23 protein-coding genes and 1 pseudogene are annotated in these 22,366 nt (G+C 65.7%); 14 read left to right on the top strand and 10 right to left on the bottom strand.

Annotated elements, in window-relative coordinates:
- Window positions 1-13 precede the first annotated feature (13 nt).
- On the bottom strand, window positions 14-1,891 hold the full coding sequence (locus tag QFZ33_RS03995) for a glycoside hydrolase family 13 protein (protein WP_307025060.1): 1,878 nt from the start codon (window positions 1,889-1,891) through the stop codon (window positions 14-16).
- 126 nt (window positions 1,892-2,017) lie between these two features.
- Here QFZ33_RS03995 and QFZ33_RS04000 point away from each other — a divergent pair, with 126 nt between their 5' ends.
- From QFZ33_RS04000 to QFZ33_RS04020, 5 genes and pseudogenes are all read left to right on the top strand, one after another.
- On the top strand, window positions 2,018-3,310 hold the full coding sequence (locus tag QFZ33_RS04000) for an ABC transporter substrate-binding protein (RefSeq protein WP_307025062.1): 1,293 nt from the start codon (window positions 2,018-2,020) through the stop codon (window positions 3,308-3,310).
- A 7-nt stretch (window positions 3,311-3,317) separates the two neighbouring features.
- Window positions 3,318-4,355, top strand: coding sequence for a carbohydrate ABC transporter permease (locus tag QFZ33_RS04005; protein WP_307025064.1), 1,038 nt, complete (start codon window positions 3,318-3,320; stop codon window positions 4,353-4,355).
- Window positions 4,352-5,251, top strand: coding sequence for a carbohydrate ABC transporter permease (locus tag QFZ33_RS04010; protein WP_307025066.1), 900 nt, complete (start codon window positions 4,352-4,354; stop codon window positions 5,249-5,251). The genes QFZ33_RS04005 and QFZ33_RS04010 overlap by 4 nt, the downstream gene beginning before the upstream one ends.
- Window positions 5,248-5,511, top strand: a complete 264-nt coding sequence (locus QFZ33_RS04015) for a hypothetical protein (RefSeq protein WP_307025068.1) — start codon at window positions 5,248-5,250, stop codon at window positions 5,509-5,511. Before QFZ33_RS04010 ends, QFZ33_RS04015 begins: the two co-directional genes overlap by 4 nt.
- Window positions 5,512-5,590: 79 nt before the next feature.
- Window positions 5,591-6,659: pseudogene (locus tag QFZ33_RS04020) on the top strand (LacI family DNA-binding transcriptional regulator).
- Window positions 6,660-6,703: 44 nt separating this feature from the next.
- Here the strand turns inward: QFZ33_RS04020 and QFZ33_RS04025 are convergent.
- A complete protein-coding gene (locus tag QFZ33_RS04025) occupies window positions 6,704-7,603 on the bottom strand; it encodes a hypothetical protein (RefSeq protein ID WP_307025070.1) in 900 nt (299 codons plus the stop codon).
- Between the two features lie 33 nt (window positions 7,604-7,636).
- Window positions 7,637-8,443, bottom strand: a complete 807-nt coding sequence (locus QFZ33_RS04030) for an exodeoxyribonuclease III (RefSeq protein WP_102972953.1) — start codon at window positions 8,441-8,443, stop codon at window positions 7,637-7,639.
- Window positions 8,444-8,718: 275 nt separating this feature from the next.
- Here QFZ33_RS04030 and QFZ33_RS04035 point away from each other — a divergent pair, with 275 nt between their 5' ends.
- The 6 genes from QFZ33_RS04035 to QFZ33_RS04060 all read left to right on the top strand — a co-directional run bounded on the left by QFZ33_RS04035 (window position 8,719) and on the right by QFZ33_RS04060 (window position 14,283).
- On the top strand, window positions 8,719-10,218 hold the full coding sequence (locus QFZ33_RS04035; RefSeq protein ID WP_307025072.1) for a CoA-acylating methylmalonate-semialdehyde dehydrogenase: 1,500 nt from the start codon (window positions 8,719-8,721) through the stop codon (window positions 10,216-10,218).
- Between the two features lie 77 nt (window positions 10,219-10,295).
- On the top strand, window positions 10,296-11,351 hold the full coding sequence (locus tag QFZ33_RS04040) for an enoyl-CoA hydratase/isomerase family protein (RefSeq protein ID WP_307031655.1): 1,056 nt from the start codon (window positions 10,296-10,298) through the stop codon (window positions 11,349-11,351).
- Between the two features lie 10 nt (window positions 11,352-11,361).
- Window positions 11,362-12,300: a 3-hydroxyisobutyrate dehydrogenase gene (mmsB, locus tag QFZ33_RS04045; protein ID WP_307025074.1), complete on the top strand. Its 939-nt coding sequence runs from the start codon at window positions 11,362-11,364 to the stop codon at window positions 12,298-12,300.
- Between the two features lie 39 nt (window positions 12,301-12,339).
- Window positions 12,340-13,119 (top strand): enoyl-CoA hydratase, encoded by a 780-nt coding sequence (locus QFZ33_RS04050; protein WP_307025076.1) that lies wholly within the window; start codon window positions 12,340-12,342, stop codon window positions 13,117-13,119.
- Window positions 13,120-13,181: 62 nt separating this feature from the next.
- Window positions 13,182-13,937 carry a CPBP family glutamic-type intramembrane protease gene (locus QFZ33_RS04055; RefSeq protein WP_307031656.1) on the top strand — a complete coding sequence of 252 codons (756 nt, stop codon included), beginning with the start codon at window positions 13,182-13,184 and terminating at the stop codon, window positions 13,935-13,937.
- Window positions 13,938-14,019: 82 nt separating this feature from the next.
- Window positions 14,020-14,283, top strand: a complete 264-nt coding sequence (locus QFZ33_RS04060) for a hypothetical protein (RefSeq protein ID WP_003799094.1) — start codon at window positions 14,020-14,022, stop codon at window positions 14,281-14,283.
- Between the two features lie 90 nt (window positions 14,284-14,373).
- Here QFZ33_RS04060 and QFZ33_RS04065 read toward each other — a convergent pair whose 3' ends face one another.
- Window positions 14,374-14,694, bottom strand: a complete 321-nt coding sequence (locus tag QFZ33_RS04065) for an ArsR/SmtB family transcription factor (protein WP_307025078.1) — start codon at window positions 14,692-14,694, stop codon at window positions 14,374-14,376.
- A 334-nt stretch (window positions 14,695-15,028) separates the two neighbouring features.
- Between QFZ33_RS04065 and QFZ33_RS04070 the strand changes: the two genes are divergently transcribed.
- Both QFZ33_RS04070 and QFZ33_RS04075 read left to right on the top strand, forming a co-directional pair.
- Window positions 15,029-15,304 (top strand): YegP family protein, encoded by a 276-nt coding sequence (locus QFZ33_RS04070; RefSeq protein ID WP_307025080.1) that lies wholly within the window; start codon window positions 15,029-15,031, stop codon window positions 15,302-15,304.
- A 16-nt stretch (window positions 15,305-15,320) separates the two neighbouring features.
- Window positions 15,321-16,010 carry a PAS and ANTAR domain-containing protein gene (locus QFZ33_RS04075; protein ID WP_307025082.1) on the top strand — a complete coding sequence of 230 codons (690 nt, stop codon included), beginning with the start codon at window positions 15,321-15,323 and terminating at the stop codon, window positions 16,008-16,010.
- A 6-nt stretch (window positions 16,011-16,016) separates the two neighbouring features.
- Here QFZ33_RS04075 and QFZ33_RS04080 read toward each other — a convergent pair whose 3' ends face one another.
- Both QFZ33_RS04080 and QFZ33_RS04085 read right to left on the bottom strand, forming a co-directional pair.
- Window positions 16,017-16,523 (bottom strand): MarR family winged helix-turn-helix transcriptional regulator, encoded by a 507-nt coding sequence (locus tag QFZ33_RS04080; RefSeq protein WP_307025083.1) that lies wholly within the window; start codon window positions 16,521-16,523, stop codon window positions 16,017-16,019.
- A gap of 3 nt (window positions 16,524-16,526) precedes the next feature.
- The gene (locus QFZ33_RS04085; protein WP_307025085.1) at window positions 16,527-18,314 is read right to left on the bottom strand and encodes an AMP-binding protein; all 1,788 of its coding nucleotides are present in this window, start codon (window positions 18,312-18,314) and stop codon (window positions 16,527-16,529) included.
- A 178-nt stretch (window positions 18,315-18,492) separates the two neighbouring features.
- On the opposite strand from QFZ33_RS04085, the gene QFZ33_RS04090 reads away from it, so the two are divergent.
- Window positions 18,493-19,656: an acyl-CoA dehydrogenase family protein gene (locus QFZ33_RS04090; protein WP_307025087.1), complete on the top strand. Its 1,164-nt coding sequence runs from the start codon at window positions 18,493-18,495 to the stop codon at window positions 19,654-19,656.
- 6 nt (window positions 19,657-19,662) lie between these two features.
- Here QFZ33_RS04090 and QFZ33_RS04095 read toward each other — a convergent pair whose 3' ends face one another.
- The 4 genes from QFZ33_RS04095 to QFZ33_RS04110 form a co-directional block, all read right to left on the bottom strand.
- Window positions 19,663-20,250, bottom strand: a complete 588-nt coding sequence (locus QFZ33_RS04095) for a DinB family protein (RefSeq protein ID WP_307025089.1) — start codon at window positions 20,248-20,250, stop codon at window positions 19,663-19,665.
- 199 nt (window positions 20,251-20,449) lie between these two features.
- Window positions 20,450-20,653: a cold-shock protein gene (locus QFZ33_RS04100; RefSeq protein WP_003799085.1), complete on the bottom strand. Its 204-nt coding sequence runs from the start codon at window positions 20,651-20,653 to the stop codon at window positions 20,450-20,452.
- A 184-nt stretch (window positions 20,654-20,837) separates the two neighbouring features.
- The gene (locus QFZ33_RS04105; RefSeq protein WP_307025091.1) at window positions 20,838-21,158 is read right to left on the bottom strand and encodes a putative quinol monooxygenase; all 321 of its coding nucleotides are present in this window, start codon (window positions 21,156-21,158) and stop codon (window positions 20,838-20,840) included.
- A gap of 71 nt (window positions 21,159-21,229) precedes the next feature.
- On the bottom strand, window positions 21,230-22,285 hold the full coding sequence (locus tag QFZ33_RS04110; protein ID WP_307025093.1) for a zinc-dependent alcohol dehydrogenase family protein: 1,056 nt from the start codon (window positions 22,283-22,285) through the stop codon (window positions 21,230-21,232).
- Window positions 22,286-22,366 lie beyond the last annotated feature (81 nt).

Consider the following 22,366-nt stretch of genomic DNA (forward strand, 5'->3'; position numbering starts at 1 on the left):
CCAGTCGGGCCGCTTATCCGGCCACCAGGTAGGCCGCACTGTTGGGCGCAATCACGGCTTCATCAGCGCCTGATTCTGCAGCGCTCGACAGCGCCACGCGGTAACCGTCGGGGACCGGCGTGGGATCCGCTCCCGTGTTGGCGACCACCAGGACATCACGGTTGTGGAAGGCCAGGACCCCCAGTTCGGGGTCGTGGTTGTCCGCCCAGCAGAATGTTCCGGATCCCAGACTGTGGTTCCGGCGTGCGGTGAGCGCGGCGCGGTACAGCTCCAGTGTCGAGCCTTTGACGCCGTCCTGCCGGTCCGCGGCCAGATCTTCGAAGGATTCTGGCTGAGGCAGCCAGGGCGCGGCGGGGTCCTTCGCAGTGGACGCCTCTGCGAAGCCATACCCGGGCGCTGCGGATTTCCATGGCAGTGGCACCCGGCAACCATCGCGCCCGCGCTCAATGCCGTTGGTCCGGAAGAACGTCGGGTCCTGCCGGGCTTCGGCGGGCAGCGTGGTGTGCTCGGGGAGGCCAAGTTCTTCACCCTGATAGATGTACGCGGAGCCGGGGAGGGCCAGGGACACCAGCGTGGCGGCCCGGGCACGGGCCAAGCCCAGGGCCTCATCGGGCTGCTCGTCCTCGGCGGCAATCCCCTTGGGAAAAGTGGTGGGATCCTGCAAACCGAAGCGGCTCGGATGGCGCACCGTGTCATGGTTGCTCAGCACCCACGTGGACGGCGCCCCCACGGACGCGGCCGCCTCGAGGGAGTCCTCGATGGCCACGGCCATCCGCCGGGCGTCCCAGCCTGCCAGCAGGAAGTCGAAGTTGAAGGCCTGCTGCATCTCGTCCAGCCGGATGTACCGCGCCAGCCGCTCCGCCGGTTCAACCCACGCCTCGGCCACCAGCATGCGGTCGCCGTCGTACCCGCCAAGGACCCGGTTCCAATCCCGGTAAATGTCATGGACGCCGTCCTGGTCAAAGAACGGCGACGGCGGATATAGCGGCGACACTGGTTCGTGATCAGCGGCCCCGGCGGTGTCCCCGGCCCCGGCGCCCGAGCCGGCGGTGTCCCCGACGGTATCACCAGCCGGAGTGGCGTGTGCCGTATGCGGCTCAACTGCCTCTCCGTGGGCGCCCGGGGGATCCGTCACATGGGCGGCTTCGGCGGAGCCTTCCACCATGGCGGCCACACCTTCCCAGTCCGGAAGGCCGGCCTCCTTCACCATCCCGTGGGCCACATCCACCCGGAATCCGTCCACGCCCCGGTCCAGCCAGAAGCGGAGCACGGAACGCATCTCATCCCAGACCTCGGGGTTTTCCCAGTTGAGGTCCGGCTGCTTCGTGTCGAAAAGGTGCAGGTACCAGTCCCCGGGGGAGCCGTCCGCGTCCGTGGTCCGCGTCCAGGCCGGTCCGCCGAAGATGGAATTCCAGTTGTTGGGCGCGAGGTTACCGTCGCCGGAGCCGGGGACCTCGTCCTTCCCGGGCCGGAACATGTAACGCTCCCTGGCGGCCGAGCCCGGTTCCGCCGCGAGGGCCTCCTGGAACCAGGCATGTTCATCGGACGTGTGGTTGGGGACCAGGTCGACGATCACCTTCAGCCCGCGTGCATGGGCCTGCTCCAGCATGGCGTCGAAGTCGGCCAGGGTACCGAACATCGGGTCCACCTGCCGGTAATCAGCGACGTCGTAACCGCCGTCCGCCTGCGGGGACCGGTAGAACGGCGAGAGCCAGATGGCGTCAACACCCAGCTGCTGCAGGTACGGCAGTCGCGCCGTGACGCCGGGCAGGTCACCCATGCCGTCACCGTTCCCGTCGGAAAAGGAACGTGGATAGATCTGGTAGACAGCTGCGTGGGCCCACCACGCCGTTGTCTCGGAAGCCGGCGTGCTGATCGGGCTGTGACTCATAGTTGCCTCTCCGGTAACAATTAGGTGTAAACGCTTGCATATCTTCGGGCAACGTTACTAGTGTGACAGTCACCACATCAACCGCACGAATGATTTTCATGTCACTCAGCGAGGAGTCTCCAGCCAATGAAAACCCCTAAGTTCTTACTCCCGGTTGCCACCGCCGGTGTGCTCGCCCTGACCCTGTCCGCCTGTGGCGGCGGCGGCGGCGGCACAACGGGCGGCGGTGCCGGGGGAGGCGACGCCGCCAACAACCTTGACGGCCGCGGGCCCATTACCTACGTTCAGGGCAAGGACAACAGCAATGTGGTCCGCCCACTGGTCGAGAAGTGGAACGCCGCCCACCCGAACGAGAAGGTGACCTTCAAGGAGCAGACGGACCAGGCAGACCAGCAGCACGACGACATTGTGCAGCACTTCCAGGCCAAGGATGCCAGCTACGACGTCGTGGACGTTGACGTCGTGTGGACAGCAGAATTCGCCGCCAAGGGATGGCTCCAGCCGCTGAAGGACAAGATGGCCTTCGATACCAGCGCCATGCTGAAGCCGACCGTCGACGCCGCCTCATACAAGGGAACGCTCTACGCGGCCCCGCAGACCTCCGACGGCGCCCTGCTGTACTACCGCAAGGACCTGGTTCCCACCCCGCCGAAAACGTGGGACGAGATGATGGGCATGTGCTCCATCGCCAAGCAGAACAACATCGGCTGCTACGCCGGGCAGTTCAGCAAGTATGAAGGCCTGACCGTCAACGCTTCGGAGGCCATCAACTCCGCCGGCGGCGCCGTTCTGGATCCGGACGGCAAGCCCAGCCTGAACACCGCCGAGGCCAAGACGGGCCTTGAGAACCTGGCCAAGGCCTACGCCGACGGCAACATCCCCAAGGAGGGCATCACCTTCCAGGAGGAGCAGAGCCGCCAGGCGTTCCAGGGCGGAAAGCTCCTCTTCCATCGCAACTGGCCCTACGTCTACAACCTGGCAACCACTGAAGGTTCCTCGGCAGTGAAGGACAAGCTGGGCATCGCCCCGATCCCGGGCAAGGACGGCCCCGGTGCATCCACGCTGGGTGGCCACAGCATGGCTGTCAGTGTCTACTCCAAGAACAAGGCAACGGCCCTGGACTTCCTGAAGTTCATGACGTCGGAAGAGACCGAGAAGTTCTACGCCACGCAGGGTTCACTGGCTCCGGTGCTGGGCAGCCTTTACACCGACGCTGCCCTGGTGAAGAAACTCCCGTACCTACCGGTGCTGAAGACCTCCATCGAGAACGCAGTGCCGCGTCCGGTCAGCCCGTTCTACCCGGCGGTCACCAAGGCAATCCAGGAAAACGCGTATTCAGCCATCAAGGGCGAGAAGCCCGTGGACACCGCTCTGTCTGACATGCAGAAGTCCATCGAATCCGCCGGTTCAGGATCGTAGTTCCGCCATGGCAACCGAAGTAGGCTCGACGCCGGTCAAGGCACCGGCGTCGGGCGGCACCCCGATCCACCACGGCCCCAAGGGCGTGGGTGAGGATAACAAGATTCTGAGTCAGGGAAAGTGGGCCTCATGGCTCCTTGCCCCGACCATCATTGCCCTTGCCGTGGTGATCGTTTACCCAATCATCAGCGCAATCGTGATGTCCTTCCAGAAGGATGCCGGCCTGGATCCGGCCACCGGCCTCTTTACCGCAGGCGGTCCGGCAGGCGTCCAAAACTACGTCAACTGGCTCGCCCAGCAGTGTTCTGCTCCGGCAGGCGGAACGGTGGCTTGCCCGCCGGGTACGCTGGGTGCGCAGTTCTGGTCGGCCACGGCAACAACGTTCTTCTTCACTGTGGTGACCGTAACCTTCGAGACCGTCCTGGGCTTCTGGATGGCAATGATCATGGCCCGCACCTTTAAGGGCCGGAGCATGGTCCGTGCCGCCGTTCTGGTGCCGTGGGCCATCCCCACTGCCGTCACCGCGAAGCTCTGGTTCTTCATCTTCGCCTTCGAAGGCATCGCCAACAAGCTGTTCAACACCTCGATCCTGTGGACCGGCAGCGAGTGGCCGGCGAAGTGGGCAGTGGTCATCGCGGACGTCTGGAAGACGACTCCCTTCATGGCTTTGCTGATCCTGGCCGGACTCCAGATGATCCCGGCCGAGGTTTACGAGGCCGCCAAGGTCGACGGCGCCACCGCCTGGCAGCGCTTCCGGTTGATCACCCTGCCGTTGGTGAAGCCCGCCCTGATGGTGGCCATCCTGTTCCGTACCCTGGACGCCCTGCGCATGTTCGACCTCCCGTACATCCTGACGGGCGGCGCAAATAACACCACTACCCTGTCCATCCTGGTGATCAACCAAATCAGGCAAGGGTTCAATGCCGCAGCGGCGTTGTCGACCATCACCTTCATCATCATCTTTCTTGTCGCGTTCATCTTTGTCCGGTTCCTCGGGGCAAATGTTGTTGAACAGAGCGGCGCCACCGGTAAGGGGAAGAAATGACCGCCGCGACATCCTCCGCCACAAGCCTGCGCGCGGAGCAGGACCGAGGCCGCCGCAAGGCACAGAACAAGGAGAAGTGGGCGCAGGGCAGGACCTACATCAGCGCCGCCGTCATCCTGGTCTGGTGCCTGGCACCGGCCTACTGGATGGTGGTGACGGCGTTCCGCGAGGTGGGCTTCACCTACGACACCTCGATCCTGCCCAGCCATGTCACGCTGGACAACTTCAACACCGCGTTCGACACCTCGTTCGGCAACCGGTTCGGCCAGGCGCTGCTCAACAGCATCTTCATCGGCGGCGTCGTCACACTGGTGTCGCTGATTATCGGTGTTTTCGCGGCGTACGCGCTTGCGCGGCTGAACTTCCGGTTCAAGTACCTGGTGCTCGGCTTCATCCTGGGCGCATCCATGTTCCCGGGCGTTGCCCTGATCACCCCGCTGTTCCAGTTGTTTACCAACATCGGCTGGATGGGTTCTTACCAGGCGCTGATTATTCCGAACATTTCGTTCGTCCTGCCGCTGACGGTGTACACGATGACCTCCTTCTTCCGGGAGATGCCGTGGGAGCTGGAGGAGTCGGCCCGGGTGGACGGCTGCACCCAGGGACAGGCCTTTCGCAAGGTCATCATGCCCCTCGCCGCGCCGGCCATCTTCACCACGGCGATTCTGGCGTTCATCTCCTCCTGGAATGAATTCCTGATCGCCAGCCAGCTGTCCAGCGATGCAACGCAGCCGGTAACGGTGGCAATCGCCAACTTCGCCGGGGCCCAGCCGAACCAGGTCCCGTACACGGCCATCATGGCTGCAGGCACCATCGTCACCATTCCGTTGGTCATCCTGGTGCTGGTGTTCCAACGCAAGATTGTGGCCGGCCTGACGGCGGGCGCTGTCAAGTGACGCACGGAGCAGCACCACAGGGCAGGAAGCAGGCACCTATCGCGCCCAAGCGCGTACGGTCCGGCGAGGACTTCGACATCATCATAGGATTCCTCGCCTTCTGGGCTGTGGTGCTGCTCGTCGTCACCATCTGGATGGAGGTGACGGCGCAGCCCGCCGTCTTCTGGGCGCTGGGGCTGCTGGCCACACTGCTGGCACTGTATGGCATGGTCAGGCTCCGCAGGCGCCTCCCCGTGCGCACGGCCACGCGCCGCAAGTAACACCTGCGGGACTAAAATGGATTCTTGCCGCCGGGGAACTGCATGGCGGAAATTTGCATGAGGGCTTGGAGAGGACATCGTGGCGCGCACTACTGAAAGGGCACAGCGCGGTGGCCACTCAGGAGTCAGTATCGAGGACGTGGCCGCGGCCGCGGGAGTTTCCACGGCAACCGTGTCGCGCGCCGTGGCGGGGGTTACCCAGGGTCTCGCCGGCAACCCGGGAAAAAATCCTGGAGGTGGCAGCGGCGCTGGGCTACGTTGCCTCATCCTCGGCGTCTGGCCTTGCCACGGGACGCACCAAGACCATTGGCGTGCTGGCCCCGTTTGTGAGCCGGTGGTTCTTCTCCAAGGCCATCGAGGGCGCGGACCGCGAACTCCATGCCCGGCAGTACAACCTTTCACTCTTCAATCTGGGCGGCCACGGCAGCCGCCGCGAGCGGCTCTTCAGCAAGACCATGGTCTACAAGCAGATTGACGCCCTCCTGGTCCTGTGTATGGCGCTGACCCGGGACGAGCTGGAGCACCTGCAAAAGATCGACATCCCGCTGGTGGTGGTGGGCGGCCACGTGGAGGAATGTGCCTACATCGGCATCGACGACTACGCGGCAGCCTCCACCGCCGTCAAGCACCTGATCGAACTCGGCCACCGGGACATCGCGCTGCTGCACGGCGACGATGAAACCGACCTCAACTTCGATGTTCCCCGGGTCCGCATCCTGGCCTTCCAGGACGTCATGACAGCTGCCGGCCTGGAAGTCCGTCCCGAGTGGGACGAGTGGGGCGACTTCACAGTCCGCAGCGGCCAGGAGGCGTTCCGGCGGCTGTGGGCCCAGCCAGGCGAGAAACCGACCGCCATCTTCTGTGCGTCAGATGAAATGGCCATGGGGGTCATCTTCGAAGCGAACCGCGTCGGCGTCCGGGTTCCGGAGGACCTGTCCGTGATCGGCATAGACGACCACGATTTTTCCGACGCCATTGGTCTCACCACTGTGGGGCAGCGGCCCGACGAGCAAGCCGAGCTTGGCACCAAGATGCTGCTCGACGAACTCTTGGGGATCCCCGGTTCGGTGCAGTCCTCCGTCGCGCCGCACCGGCTGATCGTCAGACGCACGACGGCGCCGCCCCGGACCTCCCAGCAGCGCACCTGACGTCTTTGTGAGAGCCGGGTGCCGGGCCGGGTAGCTTGCCGGGTCTACGAGGCCCGGGCCAGTTGGCGGATCGGGATCCAGCGGGAAGCCAGCCGGCGGTAGGCGGCGGCCGCGCCCGTCATGTCACCCTCCGCGAGGCACTCGATCCCCAGCCGCACGTCCATGGGGGAGTCGTCCGGGTAGACCTTGTCCGCCACCGCGCCGTAGTCCAGTTCCACCATCGAGTCCGCGTGGAAGAGCTCCAGCCATTCGGTGAGCTGGGTGAGGTCGTCCAGCATGTCAAGATCAGGCGCCGCGAGGGCCAGGTTCGCCACGGCGTAGCGCACCCGGTCGAGGGCGTCGGAGATGGGCGCCCACACACGCACAGTGAGGATCCTGCCGCCGGCCTCCACGACGTCCTGCGGGTCGGACTCAAGGAACAGCGAGAACCAGCTGAAGGGGATGCCCCAGGTGGAGGCCCTCGTGTGCACCCTGGTGATGCCGTCGCGCGCGTTGACCATGTCGATGCGTTCCTGGTGCCTGTCCCGCTGCTCCTCGGGGATCAGCAGCTCGGCCAGGGGCCCGTGGATGCCCTCGATCAGCGCGTTTGCCGCCAACCCGGCCCGAAGCACCAGTTGGCTGGGGCAGTAAAGCAACCCGACGCCGTCGGCCGTTTCCTCCTCTGCGCTTTCCTTGCCGGCATCCTCCACGGGGACACCCGGGGCACGGGTGACGCGCACCAGGTCGGTCCGGCCGGTGGGGAACGGGTCGCCGCCCGGCCGGGTGATCCGCCCCAGGGATGCCAGCAGCTCCGCGTTTTCGACGGCGGCGCGGGACACCGCCCGCTCACCGGCTGACTTGATGGCGGCCTGCTGATCCTCGGGAAACGCGTCCAGCGGTTCATAGATGCGCAGCGTGGAGGAAAACGGGAGTCCGGCCTGGCCCCGGTAGAGGTTGCCCGTCATGAATGCCTGCCTGTCATCAGCCGTCAGCCTCCATCAGTCGGTCAGTTCCACAATCACCGGTGCGTGGTCGGATGCGCCCTTGCCCTTGCGTTCCTCGCGGTCGATCGACGCGCCGGAAACGCGCGAGGCGAGGGCCGGCGAGGCGAGCACGAAGTCGATACGCATGCCCTCCTTCTTGGGGAAGCGCAGCTGGGTGTAGTCCCAGTAGGTGTAGACGCCGGGGCCCGGGGTGTGGGGGCGCACGACGTCGGAGTAGCCCACCGACTCGAAGGCGTGGAACGCGGCCCGCTCCGGTTCACTGACGTGCGTGTAGCCTTGGGTGAGGAACAGGTCGATGTCCCAGACGTCGTCGTCCGTGGGGGCGATGTTCCAGTCGCCCATCAGTGCGACCTGCTTGGACGGGTCCTCGGAAATCCAGCCGGCCGCGTGGTTCTTCAGGGAATCAAGCCACTTGAGCTTGTAGGGCATGTGCTCGTCGTCGAGGGAGCGGCCATTGGGGACGTAGAGGCTCCACACCCGGACTCCGCCGCAGGTAGCGGCCATGGCACGTGCTTCCTGGACGGGATCCTTGCCTGCCTTGCCGAAATGCGGCTGGTCGGTGAAGCCGCGTTCGACGTCGTCCAGGCCCACCCGCGAGGCGATGGCCACACCGTTCCACTGGTTGACGCCGAAGTGTGCCACCTCGTAGCCCATGCGCTCGAAGAGCTCCCACGGGAAGTTGTCGTCCTTGCACTTAGTTTCCTGGATGGCCAGGACGTCACAGTCGGAGCGCTGCAGCCACGCCTCCACACGGTCGGCACGGGCACGCAGCGAGTTCACATTCCAGGTAGCTATCTTCACAGTCCTAACTTACCGAACTTGGACGCGGATGGGACTCCCGGCGGATGGCGGGGCGGTGCTGCCCGAACCCTGCCCACGCCGCGTCCAAAACGGGGCACTTTGGCGCGGACACGCCGGGATTACGTGGCCCGGAGCAGTGGTTGGCCGTCAAAGTGCCCTCCGACGGCGGCAGCTCCGTGCGGCTGCCAACCCCACCTGGCGGACTCTGGAATTTAGTAGGAAGTCCGAGTAGATTCAGCACCAAACGATGACCGGGGTCATGCAAAGGAGCATCCATGGTTCGCAATCTCTCCCACTACATTGGCGGCCGGCGGGTAGACGGCACGTCCGGCCGGTACGGCGATGTCTTTGATCCCTGCACCGGGGAGGTTCAGGCCAAGGTGCCGCTGGCGGGCACGGAAGAAGTCCGGAACGCCATCGCGAACGCCGAAAAAGCCCAGCCGGAGTGGGGCGCCATGAACGCCCAGCGGCGCGGCCGCATCCTGCTCAAATTCGTGGACCTCGTGAACGAGAACATGGACGAGCTCGCCGCCCTCCTGTCCTCGGAACACGGGAAAACCCTCGCCGATGCCAGGGGCGACATCCAGCGAGGCATCGAGGTGGTGGAGTTCGCCGCCGGCGCCCCGCACCTGCTCAAGGGCGAGTTCTCCGACGACGCCGGCTCGGGCATCGACGTGCACTCCATGCGCCAGCCGCTGGGTGTGGTTGCAGGCATTACGCCGTTCAACTTCCCCGCCATGATCCCGCTGTGGAAGTCCGGGCCCGCGCTCGCGGCCGGCAACGCCTTCATCCTCAAGCCGTCCGAACGCGATCCGTCCGTCCCGCTGCGGCTGGCCGAGCTCTACTCCGAGGCGGGCGTGCCGGACGGCGTGTTCAACGTGGTCAACGGCGACAAGGAAGCCGTGGACGCGCTGCTCGAGGACGAGCGCGTGCAGGCCATCGGCTTCGTGGGTTCCACTCCGATCGCCCAGTACATCTACGCCACGGCGGCGGCCCACGGAAAGCGGGCTCAGTGCTTTGGCGGCGCCAAGAACCACATGGTGGTCATGCCGGACGCGGACCTGGACATGGCCGCGGATGCCTTGATCGGGGCCGGGTACGGGTCGGCCGGTGAACGCTGCATGGCAGTTTCCGTGGCCGTTCCCGTGGGGGAGGAGACCGCGAACAGTCTTGTGGCACGGCTGCAGGAGCGGATCAAATCCCTGAAGGTGGGCCACAGCCTGGCCAAGGACTCCGACTTCGGACCGGTGGTGACGCCCGCGGCCAAGGAACGGATCGAGGGTTACATCAAATCCGGCGAAGAGGAGGGCGCCTCGCTCCTGGTGGACGGCCGCGGACTGGCCGTGGACGGCTACGACGGCGGCTTCTGGGTGGGACCCACGCTGTTCGATCATGTCACCAAGGACATGAAGATCTACCGCGAGGAGATCTTCGGCCCGGTGCTCAGCGTCCTCCGCGCCTCCGACTACGACGAGGCGCTGCGGCTCTGCAGCGAGAACGAGTTCGGCAATGGCGTGGCCATCTTCACCCGCGACGGGGACGCGGCCCGGGACTTTGCCAGCCGGGTGCAGGTGGGCATGGTGGGCATCAATGTCCCCATCCCGGTGCCCATTGCCTACTACACCTTCGGTGGCTGGAAGGCGTCCGGTTTCGGTGACCTCAACCAGCACGGCGCCGACGCCTTCCGCTTCTACACCAAGACCAAGACCGTGACCTCGCGCTGGCCCTCCGGTATCCGGCAAGGCGCCAGCTTCATCATGCCGGAAGGAAGCTGATGACTGAACCTGCCCCGAACGGGACGCCCGCAAACCCGGCCGTGCTTGCTGAACAAAAGGTGCCTTCTGAACAAGGCATGCTCTCTGAACAAGAGGTGCTGTTCGAACAACGGGGCAAACTGGGGGTGGTTACGCTCAACCGGCCCAAGGCGGTCAACGCGCTCACAGCAGGGATGGTCACCGCCGTCCTCGAGCAGCTCACCGCCTGGGCAGATGACGACAGCGTTGCCACCGTGCTGGTCCAGGGTGCCGGCGACCGCGGCCTTTGCGCGGGCGGGGACATCGTGGCCATCTACCGCGACATCCTCGCCGGCGGCGACGAAACGGCCGGCTTCTGGGCAGACGAATACCGGCTGAACTCACTGATCGAGCGGTTCCCCAAACCCTACGTCGCCCTCATGGACGGGCTGGTGCTGGGCGGCGGCGTGGGCATATCCGCGCACGGCTCCCTGCGCATCGTCACGGAGCGCACACGGACGGGGATGCCGGAGACCACCATCGGGTTCGTGCCCGACGTCGGCGGGACCCTCCTGCTGTCACGCTCACCGGGGGAGGCGGGTACCCATGCCGCCCTCACTGGCGCCCACCTGAGCGGTGCCGATGCGCTGTTCCTGGGGCTCGCCGATTACTTTGTCCCGTCCGGCAGCCTCGCGGACCTCGCGGCGGTGCTGGAAAACGAAAGCGCGGAAGCCGCCGTCGCACGCTTCGCCCAAAAGCCGGCCGCCTCGGCGCTGGAGGCGCAGCGGGACTGGATCGACCCCTGCTATTCAGCGGACGACGCCGAGGAGATCGTCCGGCGGCTGCGTGCCGCGGGCGGGGAGGCCGCTGCGGCTGCCGACACCATCGAGGCGAAGTCACCCACCGCCGTCAAGGTGACCCTGGCCTCGCTGCGCCGGTCGCGCGGGCTGACCCTCGACCAAGCGCTCGCCGAGGAATACCGCGTGGGACTGCGCTGCCTCGCCGGACCGGACTTCCGGGAGGGGATCCGGGCGCAAGTGGTGGATAAGGACCGCAACCCTCAGTGGCAGCCGGCCACGCTGCAGGAGGTACACGCGGACGACGTCGAGCGGTACTTTGCGCCGTTGGGGGACCGGGAACTGGTTCTGTGGGAAAGTGAGTCGGACCATGCCTGATGAAGTAGCCATGCCTGAAGAAGCAGCCCGGCCTGATGCTGCAAAACCGCGCGTTGCCTTCCTCGGGCTCGGCCACATGGGCGGTCCCATGGCGGTCAACCTGGTCAAGGCAGGCTACGAGGTCATCGGCTTCGACGTGGTGCCAGCCGCGCTGGACGCCGCCCGCGAGCACGGCATCCCCGTTGCCGCGAGTGCCGCTGAAACCATTCCCGGAGCAGAGATCGTGCTCACGATGTTCCCGAGCGGGCAGCATGTGCTGGACGCCTACCGGGGCAGCGACGGGGAGCCGGGACTGCTGGCCGCCGCGGCGCCGAACACCATGTTCCTGGACTGCTCCACCATCAACGTGGACGAGGCACGTGAGGCCGCCCGGCTGGCCCTTGACGCCGGGCACCGCTCCGTGGACGCGCCGGTATCCGGCGGTGTGGTGGGGGCGGAGGCCGGGACGCTGACGTTCATGGTCGGCGCGCTGCCGGAGGACTTCGAGACAGTGCGGCCGCTGTTCGACGTTATGGGCAAACGCGCAGTGCTCTGCGGAGAGCACGGTTCCGGCCAGGCAGCGAAGGTCTGCAACAACCTCATTCTGGGTGTCTCGATGATCGCGGTCAGCGAGGCGTTCGTCCTCGGGGAAAAGCTGGGACTGACGCACCAGGCGCTGTTCGATGTCGCGTCCGCGGCATCGGGCCAGTGCTGGGCCCTCACCACCAACTGCCCGGTCCCCGGGCCGGTGCCCACCAGCCCGGCCAACCGCGACTACCAGCCCGGCTTCGCCGGGGCATTGATGGCCAAGGACCTGCGGTTGGCGCTGAACGCACTCCAGTCCACCGGCGTGGCCGCCCGGATGGGGCCCCTGGCCTCCGAGATTTACGACGCCTTCGCCGCGGAAGGCGGGGCCGGCCGGGATTTCTCCGGCATCATCACCGATATCCGGGACAAGTCAGGACAGTAGGCTTAGTTTTAGGACGTACCAACCACGTGAGGGGCATGGATGACGCACGAGTACGGGAACATTCTGGTGGAGCACCGCGGGCGCGTTGGCCTCGTCACCCTGAACAGGCCCGAAGCGCTGAACGCCCTTGACAGGACCACCCTGGAAGAACTCGTGGCGGCGGTTTCGGCCATGGACGCGGATCCGGGCGTTGGCGCCGTCGTGATTACCGGCTCGGGGAAGGCCTTCGCCGCCGGCGCTGACATCAAGGAGATGGCGGACAAGGGCTACCTGGAGATGTACGACGCCGACTGGTTCCGCGGGTGGGAGAATCTCACCAGGCTGCGCATTCCGCTGATCGCGGCCGTGTCCGGTTTCGCGCTGGGCGGCGGCTGCGAGCTGGCCATGATGTGTGACTTCATCATCGCCGGCGACAACGCCAAGTTCGGCCAGCCCGAGATCAACCTCGGCGTCGTGCCGGGCATGGGCGGGTCTCAGCGGCTCACCCGTGCCGTGGGCAAGGCCAAGGCGATGGACATGATCCTGACCGGCCGGTTCATCGACGCGGCCGAGGCGGAGCGCTCAGGCCTGGTGGCACGGGTGGTGCCTGCCGCGGACACCGTGGAGGAGGCGCTGAAGGCCGCGGAGGTCATCGCGTCCAAGTCGAAACCGGCCGCCATGCTGGCCAAGGAAGCCGTCAACGCGGCCTTCGAGACTGGGCTGGCGCAGGGCGTGCTGTTTGAACGGCGCCTGTTCCATTCGCTCTTCGCCTCCGAGGACCAGAAGGAAGGCATGGCTGCTTTCGCGGAGAAGCGCCAGCCGGAGTTCAGGCACCGGTGAGCACTCGGCTGACCGGGGAGCGCACAGTGAAGGGGACTTCCCTGCGCGTTGTCCCGGCGGCCATGGTCTCACTGGCCGGCTTTATCCTGTTCGCGCTGGACCAGAGCCTGTGGGGGTATGCCCTGCTCGCTGCAGCCCTCGTGCTCGCGGCCTTGGTGGACCGGCTGCTGTTCCGCGACCTCGCGCTGATTGCGGCCGGAGTGGCCATCATCAGTGCCGTTCCCATCACCACGGACGTCAGCACGTCCCACATGCTCGTCATGGGCTCGGCCATGATCGCGGCGGTGGGGATCCCCTATGCTGTATCGCGCTTCGTCACCAAGGAGCATGCGGTGGTGTTTCCGGTGCGGACCGGGCAGAAATGGACACGTGCGGAGAAGTGGTATCTGCCCGCCGTCGTGGTGATCGGCTATGCCCTGTTGCCCGTCTATATGATCCGGACCGGGGTCTATATGAACTGGCCCGCCGTGCACGACCCCGAGGGCATCACACGGCTCTTTGTCGGCACCAACGCCCTGGGCATCTGGGATGAGCTGTTCTTCATCTGCACTTGCTTCGCCCTGTTGCGCCGGCACCTGCCCGACTGGCAGGCCAACCTGCTGCAGGCCGTCCTGTTCACGTCCTTCCTGTGGGAACTGGGGTTCAAGTCCTGGGCGCCGCTTTTCATCTACCCCTTCGCCCTGCTGCAGGCCCGCATCTTCACTGTGACCAAGTCGCTGTCCTACATCGTGAGCGTGCACCTGCTCTTCGACTTCGTGCTGTTCCTGGTGCTGCTCCACGCGCACAACCGGGCGTGGATCGACATCTTCCTGTACTGAATTGCCGCCGCGAATTCACCCGCCGTTAATTGCCGTGCCGTAGGGTTGCACTTCAGGCAAACGTGCGAAAAGGGGAACGATCGTGGCCGACATCGCTGCTGTATTGGGACGGCTCACCGCGGCCGAGCTTGAGGAAATCCACGCCACGGGCCCGCAGGGGCACTTGAGCCGCAGGATCGTGGAGGCACTGGACCGGGCTGCCGGCGGTCCGGGCGGCGGCCGCGGCTACTACGTGCCTGCCGGAAGTGTCAGCGGAACAGGCAGCCCGCACGTTGTGCTGAGGAGCGACGTCGCGGCCTGGCTTTTCGGGCATTCCGCCCCGGCCGCCGTGGCCGACCCCGCCTAGCCTGCGGCCTGTGCTGCCGGCGCCAGAACGGATGGTGGCGCGGCGCCCGGGGTCCGCGTTGGAGCCGTTGCCATTCGCTCCGCCGTTCGGCTAACGAAGGACGCCAACGCCGAGGATGGAGCCCAGCAGGCCACGGGCCGCTTCGAGGACCTCGCGCACTTCGGGTGAAGTCAGTTCATAAAACAGGCGGCCGTCCTTCCGGGACGGAACGATCAGCCGCTGGCGCCGCAGGATGCCGAGGTGCTGGGAAAGGTTCGAGGCCTCAAGCCCGGTGCAGTCCCGCAAATTGCTCACGGTCTCGGGGCCGTTGACCAGCATCTCCAGAACCAGGATGCGTGCAGGGTGGCCCATGGACTTGAACAGGTCGGCCTTTACCCCGGCGTGGATCACGCCGTCGGGCATGTCGCCCATTCTGGATTCCTTCCACTGTTACTTGCCACGTGCTTCTCGGCCGGATCTTGCCGGCCCGCCAGGCTCGGTGCCCCCAATAGGCGTATAGACCCAAGTATAGAGACAGAACGGTCTGTCCCCGACGAGCCGGGGGAAACTTTTACTGGAGGACCGGGCGCGCGGGGTTTGCGGCCGCGGACCGCCCTTGCCAAGAGCCCGGAACTAGTTCACAATTTCATAAATTCCTCAATTACCGCCCCGGCTCATCCGCGGGAGCGGTAAGGAGAAAAACCTCAGCTGCTTCCGGCGACTACGGCGTCCCCGGACGCCGTGTTCCCGTATCCAGGAGGGCTAAATGGCTGGCATGTTCGAACTCTTCATCGACGCGGACGATTCCTTCAGATTCCAGCTCACCGCCCCGGACGGCACCGTGATGGCGGTATCCCGCCCTTTTGCAAGCAAGGCTGCCGCGGTCGAAGGCATCGCTGCCGTTCGTGAGTACGCCGGGATGGGCCATGTGAAGGAGCTTGCCACGGCTCCCTTGGACCGCTTCCTCGGTTCCCGCCCCCACGCTGCCGTTCGACCCCTATCCATGCGCATGCCCCTCCAGTTTCAGGGGATGGCCGGGTAGGGCGGCTGGATCCGCGATGAGCCTTCCGAAAACGGTGCGGGCGTACTCGAGCGCTCTCGGGCCGGCAGATTGTGTTGCCGGCACGTTCCATTACGACGCCATGTCGGGGCGGCTTGAATGGTCCGATGAGCTGTACACGCTCCACGGTTACCACCGCGGCGAGATCGTGCCCACCGTGGAGCTTCTCTACGCCCACAAGCATCCGGACGACAGGGACCGCTGCCATGACACCTTCATGGCGGCCTGTGAAGCGGGCGGATTTTTCTGCAGCTACCACCGCATCCTTGATGCCCGCATGCGGGAACACCGTGTCCTAACTGCCGGCGAGGCGCTCACGGAGGACGGCAGGCTTATTGCTGTTGAGGGGTTCATTGTTGACTTGACCAGCACGCTGCACTGGGAAACGGAAACGGCGGCACGGGAGGCGGTTAAAGGTGCCCTTGGCACGCGAAGCACCATAGAACAGGCGAAGGGCATCCTGATGGGCATCCTGCGGATTGGTTCCGAGGCCGCTTTCGACCTGCTGGCCAAATACAGCCAGGACACCAACATCAAGGTGGCCAGCACGGCTGCCGACCTGGTGCAGCTGGCCAACAGCCCGCAGCAGGCGGCATTGCTTGACACGTTCGTCCAGGAGCTCCAGCGGGGCCCGGACGGCCGGCCAGTCGGTGAAGCCGGTCAGTCCGTGGAGCCGGTAAGTCCGTAAAGTCCGTCAGTCCGTAAAGTCCCCGGCGCCACGGCGGAAGTCGCCCAGGATCCGGATGAGCTGGTTCACGTCCTCATCGCCGAAACCGGACTGGCCGAAAACCTCGGCGTTGAGCACTGCCGTCGCTCTTTTTGCCAGCGTGCGGCCCTCAGCCGTGAGCTCGATCAGCGTGGTGCGCCCGTCCGTGGGATGCGGTGAGCGGACCACCAGTCCTGCTGTCTGGAGGCGGTCAACGGCGTTGGTCACCGAGGTGGGGTGGACCTGCAGCAGGGCGCTCGCCTTGTTCATGGGCAGTGCGCCGCTCCTGGCGAAGCTGAGCAGCGCCAGCAGTTCGTAGCGGGCGAAGGTCAGTCCGAACGGCTTCAGGGCCCCCTCGATGCGGGCCAGCAGGATCTGCTGGGTGCGCATGATTGCCGTGATGGCAGCCATCGGGGCAGCAACGTCACTCCAGCCGTGGCTCTCCCAGTTGCGCTGTGCATCGGCAATCGGGTCACGGGGCAGCGGAGGGCTCACGGCTCAGCCCTGGCTTTTCAGGCCCGGGAAATCCGTTTCAGAGTATTCCGTGCCCAGGCCGGGGGGAACACTGGCCGCACCGTGTCGGGTGCCGTCCGCGTGGCGGAGCTCCTCGCTGTGCCGCAGCTCGACCCGGCGGATTTTTCCCGAAATGGTTTTCGGCAGCTCGGCGAACTCAAGCCGGCGGATGCGCTTGAACGGCGCCAGGTGGTCGCGGCAGTAGCGCAGGATCTCCTCGGCGAGCTCGGGTCCCGGTTCGTGGCCGGGCGCCAGCACCACGAATGCCTTGGGCACGGACAGCTTCAGCGGATCGGGGGAGGGGACGACGGCGGCCTCCGCCACCGCGGGGTGCTCGATGAGTACGCTCTCCAACTCGAACGGGGAGAGCCGGTAGTCGGAGGACTTGAAGACGTCGTCGTCCCGGCCCACGTAGGTGATGACGCCGTGCTCGTCCCGGCTGGCCATGTCGCCCGTGTGGTAGTAGCCGTCGCGGAAAGCCTCGGCCGTCTTCCCCGGGTCGCCGTAGTACGACTTCATCAGCCCGGCGGGGCGGGGATCCAGGCGCAGGCACAGCTCGCCGTCGTCCGCTTCTTCTCCCGTTGCCGGATCGACGAGGACCACGTCGTACCCCGGCAGGGGCTGGCCCATGGCGCCAATCTTGACGGGCTGGGCGGGTGTGTTGGCCACCTGCACTGTGGTCTCGGTCTGGCCGAAGCCGTCACGGATGGTCTGGCCCCAGGCGCGCTGGACCTGGCCGATGACCTCCGCATTGAGCGGCTCGCCGGCGGAAACAACCTTGGTGGGCGGATTTTTGAGGAGGCTCAGGTCGGCTTGGATGAGCATCCGCCACACAGTCGGCGGAGCGCAGAAGCTGGTGACCTTCTCCCGGTCCATCTGCTCCATCAGGGCCCTGGCATCGAAGCGCTCGTAGTTGTAGACGAACACGCAGGCTTCGGCAATCCACGGGGCGAACAGGTTGGACCAGGCGTGTTTTGCCCAGCCCGGAGAGGCCACGTTAAGGTGCACGTCGCCCGGCTCCAGGCCTATCCAGTACATCGTGGACAGGTGGCCCACCGGGTAGGACGTGTGCGTGTGTTCCACGAGCTTGGCCTTGGAGGTGGTGCCCGAGGTGAAGTAGAGGAGTAGGGTTTCGTCCGCCAGAGTGGTTGCGTCGGGGGTGAAGTCGCTGGGGGAGGCCATGGACTCTGCGTACTGTAGCCCCTGCGCAGTGCCGGCACCGCCGCCGGCGCTTGCGCTGCCGACGCTTGCACTGGTGCCTCCGGAGTCGGGGATTTCGATAAGCCGGTAGCTGCCGGGCACCTCGGCAAACTTGCCGAGGTTTGAACTGCCGACGGCGGCCCAGCCCGCTTCCCCGCGCTCCACCCGGTCCTTCAGGTCCGCGGGACCCATGAGTGTGGTGGTGGGGATCAGCACGATGCCAAGCTTGATGCCGGCCAGCACGAGTTCCCACAGTTCCACCTGGTTGCCCAGCATGATGATCATGCGGTCACCGCGTTTCACGCCCTGGATGCGGAGCCAGTTGGCCACCTGGTTGGACCGGGCCGACAGTTCGGCGAAGCTGCGTCGGGTGGCCGAGCCGTCCTGTTCCACGATCACCAGCGCCGGGTTGGCGCCTCTGGCGGGATCGGCAGCGATGGCGTCAAACCAGTCGAGTGCGAAGTTGAACTCCGCGGGCCGCGGCCATTCGAAGCTGACCCTCGCCTGGCGGTAGTCCTGGCGCAAAGCGAGCAGCTGGTCGCGTGCGGCACGGAAGTCGTCGGTGACTGTCATGGGGCACCTTTCGCCTGGGGATTCACGTCCTAGTGATCCACATCACTGTGCAATATACTAGGACATCCAACGGTTTGGAAGAGCGAAGGGACCTATGCCCGTGCAGCCACAAGGACGTGACAACGGACAGCCCGCAGAGGCTATGACGGGGAAAGCCGCAGCAGGGGAAACGGGGACTATGGCGCCGCCGTTTGCCGACGCGGATCTTATGTATGTTGCGGACCTGCTTGCGCCGGTTGAACGGACCCGCTATCTCGAAATCCGGGACTTCCTGCAGTCCAGGGTCCGGGCCCAGTCCATCGAATACTGGAACCGGGAAGAGTTCCCGTTCGGGCTTCTGGCAGAGCTGGGGAAGCACGGACTCGGCGGGCTGCAGACGGACGGGACATCCACGCTCTTCAAGGGCCTCATGTATGTTGAGGTGGCCCGCGCCGACGTGTCGCTGTCAGCCCTGGTGGGCATTCACAATGAACTGATCGTCGGCATGATCGACGCCCTGGGGTCGGACGAGCAGAAGCAGCGGTGGCTGCCGGGACTGACGGCCTTCACACAGTTGGGGGCCTTCGCGCTGACCGAGCCGGAGCACGGTTCGGACATTGCCGGCGGGCTGGCCACCACGGCCCGGCTTGAGGACGGCGAGTGGGTCATCGACGGGGCCAAGCGGTGGATAGGAGCCGGAACGATCGCCGACTTTGCGCTTGTGTGGGCCCGGGACGCGGCCGACCAGCAGATCAAGGGCTTCATTGTTGAAACGGACCGCCCCGGCTACACGGCGACCAAGATCAGCAACAAGATCGGGTTGCGGATCATGCAGAACGCAGATATTCAGCTGGACGGCGTCCGCATCCCGGAGGCCAACCTTCTCCCCGGGGCCACGGATTTCACCAAGGCCAACGGGCTGCTGAGGGATTCCCGGGCGTGGGTGGGATGGCAGGCTGCGGGAATTCAGCTCGCGGCCTTTGACGTTGCCCGCTCCTATTCGCTGCAGCGCCGCCAGTTCGGCAAGGAGCTGGCACGCTTCCAGCTCATCCAGCAGCAGCTCTCCGAGATCCTGGGCAACGCATCGGCCTCACTGGCCCTGATGGCACAGTTGGCCCGGATCCAGGAGGAGGGCAGGCTGGAGATGGCCCAGGCGGCGATGGCCAAGGCCACCACTACCCGGCTGGCCCGCGCCTCCGTGGCCTTGGGCCGGTCGCTGCTGGGCGGCAACGGCATCAGCAGCGACTACGAGATGGGAAAACTCTTCGGTGACGCCGAGATCCTTTACACCTACGAGGGCAGCTACGAGATCAATTCCCTGATTGTGGCCCGGGCCGTGACAGGGAAATCGGCCTTCGTCTAGGGTGTTCTACCCGGCCAGCGCGGCAGCCTTCCGCGCTGCGGCCTCCAGTTGCTCCACGTAGGCGGCCTGCTCCGCGGAGCCCCGCTGAGGGAGGTTGGGGTCGTTGGGGCCCTGCCCGGCGGAGCCGTCGATGAGTTCACGGATGATGTCCGCGTGTCCCAGGTGCTGCGCCGTCTCGGCACACATGTGCACCAGCATCTGGTGCAGGGTCACGTGCCTGCGTTCTTCCCGCCACCAGGGCACGACGCCCGGAGCGTCCAGGGGCAGCGCTTCGATGGTGGCATCGGTGTGCGCCGCCGAGAAGTGGTGTAGCTCGACAATTTCGGCACGCGTCTGCTCCGGGGTGGCCCACATGTCCGCGTCCGGTTCGGCCCCGTCGGCGAACCAGGGCAGCACCCGGCCACTGGGCCGGCCGAACACCTCGCCGAAATAATCCAGTTCCACGCTGGCCACGTGCTTGACCAGGCCCAGAAGATTGGTGCCGGTGGGCGTCATCGGCCGGCGCATGTCGTACTCACCCAGGCCGTCGAGCTTGGCGAGGAGCTGGGCGCGCCGTGTCCGGAGGTAATGGTGCAGGGTCGCTTTTTCATCCATGGCGGCACTCTACCGGGCAGCACGGCGAAGTCAGGGGGCATTTCTGCACCACTTTGCGGCCCCGCCGGACACCTGCTCCTTGGAACGGCTCGCCGCCCGGGCTCCTCAGGCTTGGAAAGCGGTGCAAATATGGCGGGCTGAAAAACCAAAAACTCCCCTGTGCGTGCTAGGCACGGACAGGGGAGTCATTGGAATGCCGTTACAGCGGGCGAATGTTCTCTGCCTGCGGACCCTTGGGGCCCTGGGTCACCTCGAACTCGACCTTCTGGTTTTCATCCAGGGAGCGGTAACCGCTGCTGGCAATTGCTGAGTAGTGTGCGAATACATCTGCTGATCCATCATCCGGAGCGATGAAGCCGAAGCCCTTTTCGGCGTTGAACCATTTAACTGTGCCTGTTGCCATTGCTACTTCCTTTGTAACCCTTTTTCTGGTCCTGCTCCGACAGCAGGCAGACGCGGAAATTGTTCTCCGCTGACTCCAACCTATGGGCCATCCGCCGGGCGTGCAATAGTTGCCGTCATCAGGAGTCCCACCTGTAACGGGAGATTCCGTCCACGAACGTCACTCGGAGAGGCTGTTTCGCGGTCTAGGTTGTGCTGCCCGGCTCCTGGCCGGTGTCCTCCCACTGCACGTCGAGATTGCGGAAAACCGGGGGTCCGTCACACAGTGCTGCCATCTGCGCGGCGAAGTCGGACGTTTCAGGCCGGTTGGAATTCTCCATCGCCGACTCGTACGAGTCGAATTCCACGATGGTGAAGTATGTCCCGGGACGGTCGCGGTCCGCAGTGGCGGTGATGCGGCGAAACGTCGGTGTGGTGGTTCCCTCGGTTCTCGACGGACGGCCCAGCGCTTCGACTTCCTCGATGCGTGAGGTCTGGAATTCAATGATCTGCACAAACCCGGCCATGACGGCTCCTTGACGGCGGTGGTGACTGATGCCGATCACGGTAGACCCGGCGCCGGGTCCGCGCAACCGTTTTATGGCGTGAGCAGCACCTTGATGGCGCGCCGCTCGTCCATCGCCTTATAGGCTTCGGGTGCCTCCTCCAGGGGCATCTCAACGTCGAACACCCGGCCTGGATTGATGGCGCCGGACAGCACGTCCTTGAGCAGTTCGGGAATGTAGGTCCGTGCCGGAGCCATGCCGCCGGCCACGGTGATGTTCCTGTCGAACAGGTAGCGCAGCGGGATCTCGGCGCCGCCGGTGGGGACGCCGACGAAGCCCAGGGCGCCGCCGGGCCGGACGGAGTGCAGTGCCTGCTCCATGGACTCCTTGGTTCCCACACACTCGAGCACAGAGTCGGCCAGAACACCGCCGAGCAGTTCGCGGACCTTGGAGACGCCGTCGTCCCCTCGCTCCTCCACTATGTCCGTGGCCCCGAACTCGCGGGCGATGGCTTGCCGGTCGGCGTGGCGGGACATCGCGATGATCCGCTGGGCGCCGAGGCGCTTTGCCGCCAGGACGCCGCAAAGCCCCACAGCGCCGTCGCCGACCACCACGACGGTCCGGCCGGGGCCCACCTGGGCGCTGACCGCGGCGTGGTGGCCGGTGGCCATGACGTCCGAGAGGGTCAGCAGGCTGTTGCGTAGCTTTGCATCCGGGTCGCTGACATCCGGCACCTTGACGAGCGTCGATTCGGCGAGGGGGACGCGCACGGCCTGGCCCTGGCCGCCGTCGACAGCGAATCCGGCGTCGTCCTTTCCGCCCCAGCCGGCGAGGTGGTCGCAGGCCACAGTCACGCCGTTCAGGCACTGCGGGCACTGCCCGCAGCTGACCACGAAGGGGGCGATCACAAAGTCGCCCGCTTGGAGCGTGGACACGTCTGTACCCGTGCTTTCCACGACGCCGACGAATTCGTGGCCGATGGCGGTGGGGTGGCGGACGGGCTTCACACCGCGGTACGGCCAGAGGTCCGAGCCGCAGACGCAGGCGGCCGTCACCCGGACCACGGCGTCCGTGGGGAGCTGGACGGCAGGGTAGTCGCGGTCCTCCACCCTGATGTCTCCGGGTCCGTGGATGATGGTGGCGCGCATGGTTGCTCCTCTCGGAAGGGCGGGGCTGGACGTGATCGAGTCTAGCCCCGCTCCAGTGCACTACCGGGCCGTGGTGCAGGG

Origin of the sequence: Arthrobacter globiformis (genome assembly GCF_030815865.1) — a bacterium.
Classification (GTDB): Bacteria; Actinomycetota; Actinomycetes; order Actinomycetales; family Micrococcaceae; genus Arthrobacter; species Arthrobacter globiformis_B.